At 63.2% G+C, this 5,919-nt stretch carries 1 protein-coding gene; it reads left to right on the forward strand.

Annotation, left to right across the window (positions count from 1 at the left end):
• Nucleotides 1-567: 567 nt before the first annotated feature.
• Entirely contained in the window at nt 568-5,385 is a 4,818-nt protein-coding gene (locus AB0F72_RS42000) for a hypothetical protein (protein ID WP_360444883.1), read from the forward strand.
• The last annotated feature ends 534 nt before the right edge of the window (nt 5,386-5,919 follow it).

A 5,919-nucleotide genomic window follows, 5' to 3' on the forward strand; every position in this document is an offset into this window, starting at 1 on the left:
ACGCTCACGCAGATCATCGGGGTACTTCTTCGGTGCCGCCATCGCTAGATCTTCTCCCAGGTTTCGATGTCTCCATCAAACTCGGGGCGGGACACCCTGATGAGCCAGCACTAAGCCGATGCGGGCCCGAGTACCTCACAGACCGGTTTCATCAATCTCGCCGCTGCGCGGTTATCCCGGCTGGTCGCGCCGAACCCAGAACCCCTCGACGCTGACGAGCGTCTGCGTGCAACCAGGACACGCTCAAGGGCGATCGTGCTGCTGGTCCATGAATACCGAAACGCCGGTCATTGCCGAGGCACCCGGGCGGGGTTGGCCGACTTGGGATGCTGAGCGAACTCACATCAGGCTGGCGCAGGACCGGCATGATGATCAAATAGAGGTCGACGAGGCTCGCCAGCAGTAAGGAAGCCACCACAAATGACAGCGCGACCCCCGCACAAGCAGGTCTCTCCAGAGGCCACCGGCGGCGCTGGCACAATCGAGGAGTACAGCCTCGGTGCGGTGGCCCTCGCTCGGCTTCTGACTGGTGACTTGCTTCCAGGTCTGAGTGGTCCGCCCACGACCGTGGCGCTGCAACGCCGCTTGGCGGGGAACATCCTTGACGATCTCGTGCTGCGGTCGCGTACTGACGCGATCCAGATCGGCATCGACTTCCAGATCAAGCGGACAGCTAGTCCCGTCGCTTCCGACACCGCTTTCATCGATGCGTTGAGCCAGTGCATCGACGCCATGGATCAACAGCCGACGGAGCTGGCGGAGGGCCGCCTACAGCTAGGGTTCGCAGCCTCAGAACCACGAGGGCAGCTCGAGCAGCTAAAGCGATTGACGGAGCTGGCTCGATCTCATGCCACCACGGATACGTTCCTCGGCGTTCTGGTGCCCGGTGCCACCGCGCGCGAAGTGCGCGAGCGGTATGGACACATCAAGAAGGCGGTCACCGGAGTCCTGACAGAGAAATCCAGAACATTGGACGACGCGGAGACCGACACGCTGACCTTCAGGCTGCTGAAATACCTGCGGGTATGGATCTTCGAAGTTGGTGACGACGGTCGTGATGTGTTGGAGGCCCAGAGCCGGCTGGCGACCATCCTGCCTGCTGACGGGCCGGGTACACACACGGTCTTCTCCGAGCTCAGAAATTTGGCGGAGACGTGGGGCCCGAGTGCAGGAGTCATCGACGCTCCGATGGTGCGGGCGGCGCTCTTCGCCCGGGGTATACCGCTGACGGCAGACCCACGTCACCGTGTGGAACTTGACCGCGTTCTGGAGGCCTCCCGCCAAGAGCTTGCTCGGACAGTTGACCGCATAGGTGGAACGCTACGGCTGGAGCGAGCGACGGCGGTCGAAAGACTCGCCCAAGCCATAGGCCCCGGCATCGTGCTGGTGGCAGGCGCGGCCGGCGTCGGCAAATCGGTCCTTGCCCGCCACGCAGTCCAACGACTCAGCGACAAAGCGACAGTCGTGGCTATCAGCTTGACCACCCGAGGAGGTGACACACTGGCGGCAGTCCAGCAGGAGCTCGGCGTGTCACACCTGCCGACAACGCTAGCTGCGGCTGCCACCAGCGGTCCGCGAGTGCTATTGATCGACGGGGCCGAGCATGCGCTGACAGATTCAGGACGGCTCCTGGAAGCGCTGCTGGGAGCCGCACCAACGGACGGATCCAGCTCACCTCCGTGGGCGATTGTCATCACATGTCGGACCGACGCGGCTGGCCCACTGACCGAAAGGCTCGGCGAACGCCTGACGGCCACCATTGAACTCGACGAACTCTCCGACAAAGAGGTCGATGAGGTCGGCGCCGCGTTCCCCGCCCTCGCGCCCCTGACACGACACCCTCGCAGCAAGCGGCTACTCCGCCGGCCGTACCTGGTCGATCTCATGGTTCGTTCCCACGCCGCACCCACTGCGGACGAAGTCCTTGGCGAAGAAGACGTCATCGCCGTCGTCCATGAGAAGGTCGTACGACGAAACGAGGGACTGACACCCGGACAGGGCTCGGCGCACGACCGAGATGTCGCGTGGAACACGCTGGCCGAAGCGATCATCGACGGAAAAGGAACCAGCCGCCTGCACCAGGTGAATGGTGAGGCCGTCAGCGGACTCGTCAGCGACGACATCCTCCGACGCAAGGGCTCGACCTACCGCTTCGCCCACGACGTCTTGGCGGACTACGCCACGGCCATGCGACTCAGCGACGACGACGGTAACAGCGTGCTGTCAACAGCCACCAATCCGCGGTCACTCCTACGAGCCGTGAGGCTTACCTCCCAACGAAAACTAGCCGACACCGACCATCATGCCGAAACCCAACGCGCGTGGACCGACATTCTCGATCTTTGCCGAGACCTGTCCGACCGCGACGGAAGCCGCTGGAACGAGGTACCTTTCGAAGCGCTCACCTCCGTCGGCAGCCCAGACCGCATCCTTGACGACCTGACACCGAGCCTACTGGCGAACGAGGCAGCCCAACTCGGCCAACTCATCGACGTGACCAGCCGCTACGCCGCCACATCACGCCACGAACCGGACGGCACGAGGCTCCTGCTCGATGACGTACTCGCGGCACCGGTGATCACACTCCTCGCAACGCTCTCCGAGCGTGTACCTAAGCGGCTCACCGTCCCCGCGACCCGTCTGATCCGGCGATGGCTCATCAGTGTCGAGATCCACGGCCGACGAGCGGAGACACTCGCCCCTGATCCCACATTGCTGAGCGCCACAGTCGCCAGATGGGCGCGAGAAGACCAGTACGGCGACCGATACGAATCAGCATTGGCAGTCGTGGGCCTACTCGGACGTGATCTGTCAGCGGACGCTCGTGCACTTCTCGATCACGCACGAGGACACGACCTCGACGTCGTCGCCGAAAACTCAGAAGTAGCAGCGGCGCTAGCACGCGACAACCCCAGCCTGCTGCTCGAGATCGCTGGACGCTACTACCTGGACCTTGCCCTGACACTTGATCCCGATGACCCTGGCCGCCGGCCCCGGCGCCCAGGCCGACGGCGACGCCGAAGTGAACTCTCAGGCTATGAAGGCGAGGAGGGCGTACGCGACCACTCCCATCACACATCGTTTCGTCAAGGCTTCGGACTGGCCGGCCCCAACTGGGGACCGTTCGCAACCCTCCTGGAGAACTCGCCTACCCATGGCCTGCGACTGGTCGGAGCAGTCGTTGACGCCGCTACGGCCGCCCGTATGCGGGTTGAGCAGTCCTTCGGCAAACCCTCGAATGCCGCTCGCCTGCAACTGAAGCTGCCGCACTGGGACCAAGCCGTCACCTACGAGGGACCAGCGACCGCGTGGGCCTGGTACAGGAAGGCGGGCAACGGCGCCTGGTCGGCCAAATCCGCACTCATGGCATTGCGCGGCTGGGCGAAGAAACAGCTCGAAACCCGAACCCTCGCCGACGTCGTCGACGACGTGCTGAGCGCCGGAGCAAGCGTGGCATTTCCCGCGGTGGGCTACTCCCTACTCGTTCCGAATCCACTAGCAGCCGGCGACCTCATCGACGCGTTCCTTGAACACCCTGAGGTATGGGATCTGGAGATCGGCAGGACAGTCGGCGTGAGCGGCATCACCGAGCCAGCTGACGACGAAGAAACGGCACTCCGTCAGCCTCCGGAGCGTATCGGTGGGTGGCTCGCCCTGAACGGAAACGCGCAGCGGCAAGCAGCTCTAACGGCCACAGGTCAGCGGCTACTGGACAGGTCCCGCGCAGCACTGGGCGATCCGGCAGCCGACGATCCGCGGCTCGCCATCGCGCGCCGCCGGGCACTCGCTCTCAATGCCAAGGCCTACCAAGTCACCCAGACAAGCGAGCAGCCAGGCATGGTGGAGGCCGTAGTGGACGTGCCTGCCGACGTGCAACAAGAACTGGAACGCGCTGGTGGCCGAGCGGCGTTGCTGAGCCTCACGCTGAGCAATACGACGTTCCAGGCGAGGAAGATCCGCGATGGTCAGGCAAATGAGCCACCGGCAGCACAGCTGTACCGCGCCACCATGGACATACTGCAAGCCATAACTGACACGCCCGGCGCCTATCCACTATATACCGCTGACGAAACGCGAGCGGTGGCCGCCGCCGCAGTGGTAGTGCAGGCCGCTGCCAGCACCGACCCGGAGCGGGCACTGCTTACCGAAGCCGTTGGGGCGCTGATGCAGGTGGCGAATAATGCTATCCCTAAGGTGCCAGGACACCGATCCGATCGTGACATGAGCATGGACATGAGCGCGGATCGATCAGCCGCCACGGCCCTGCCCGTCGTCCTCCTCAACGACGAACTGCTCACTAACAGCGGTGCCACACGCTCCCAGGTGGTCTCAGCGCTGCAACGACTCGCGACCTGCACGTCCCGCGAGGTCCGAGACCGCCTCACACAGGGCCTAGAACCCGGCTGGTCGCGGAGCTGCCGTGACGACCAGACATACAACGAAAACCATGCCACGACGATCACCGTCTACCACCGGCTACTCATGAGTGCCAGAACTGGCCCGTCAGAAGAAGGAACCCAGTCCCAGATCCCTGAAACGGCGACTCTCGAAGCCGCATTCCACCAGACGGGTACTAACCTCGACTTGCGCGCGGCCGCTGACGCCCTATCCGGTCTCAAGACCGCAGCAGCCTGCGACTGCGACCATGCGGAAACTGCCCGCGTAACACTAGCCGCGCTCGTAAGCCACGACCTATCGGTCTGGCCGAACCGGTGGGCGAACCATAACTATGACGGTGCCCGCACATGGCGACGTGAGATCGACGGCTGGACTGCAGCGGAGGTCTTAGCGGGTGACGACGCGCTACTGGAAAGATATCTCGCGGGGTTCGCCACAGCGCCGCAACAACTGGCCGGCCTAGTCGTCGCACTAGCGAGCCAAGCGATCTCACCGGAACAAGGCCGGCGACTATTCGGCATTTGGCCAACTATCCTGGACCGCCTCCTACCCGGAGCCCGGCGCGTCCCAGACTCCGATGAACGAAGGCCGAGTAGGCGCGACGAAGCAGGCTTGGACGCGGCCCTGCTGCCCAAGCCGTCTGAAGGGGCCGTGTGGCCAGGCCGGGAATGGGTACAGGCGATACTACGATGGACGCACGCATATGCGCCGCGGCCCAGCCTCTGTGAACGACTGATCGATTGTTTGATACCGACAGGACTGTTGTTCGTGCCGGCCGGGGCGAAGATGGTCTTGCGTATGCTGGGCAGCGACGCGGCGCAGATTTCAGATGACAGCCGCTACGTTGTCGCATGGCTACGCCTCGCAGCCCTGGAACACCGCGAAAGTCTGCAGGCCCAACAACCGGAGATCCGCCAGCTCGTGGACGATCTCGCCGCTCGGGGATCAGCCGATGCAACGCTGATTCAACGTGAGTTGGAGGCGTAGCTCGTTCGGGTACGTTACAGATCTATAGGAAATGTCTTGAACGCCGAAAACGGGTGTTGCCAGCGTCGACACGTGCAGCAATAAAGCGGGCGTAAGTGTGCACGGGAAAAGTCGAGAGGACCGATCTGACAGATCCTTCGGTGTAAAGGTGCAGGTCAGCTCGATGAGTGTGGCGTCGGCTGGATACGATGGGTGGACCCCTTTACTCGGCCGAGTATACTTGGAAGCGACCTGGTAAAACGTTAGTTAGCACGTCGCTGGGCCCGCTAAATGCTGGGGGTCAAGGGGTCGCAGGTTCAAATCCTGTCAGCCCGACAGAATATGGCGAATGACCTGCAGAAACGCGGGTAATTGTTCTTTTGGTATTGAGCTTGCCCCTCGGAAACCCCCCTTTTCAGCTCGCGGTACGGGGTTGTTGCCTGTGGTGCCGCATGGCATGCCCCAATGCCACTTAGCTTAAGTTGATCTTGCTGGTTGGCGGGTTACGGGATAGAAGCGGATCGTTGCTGGTCCGGGGTGGCGGGTGCTGGCGGG

It is taken from the genome of Actinoplanes sp. NPDC023936, from assembly GCF_040639325.1.
GTDB lineage: Bacteria > Actinomycetota > Actinomycetes > Mycobacteriales > Micromonosporaceae > Actinoplanes.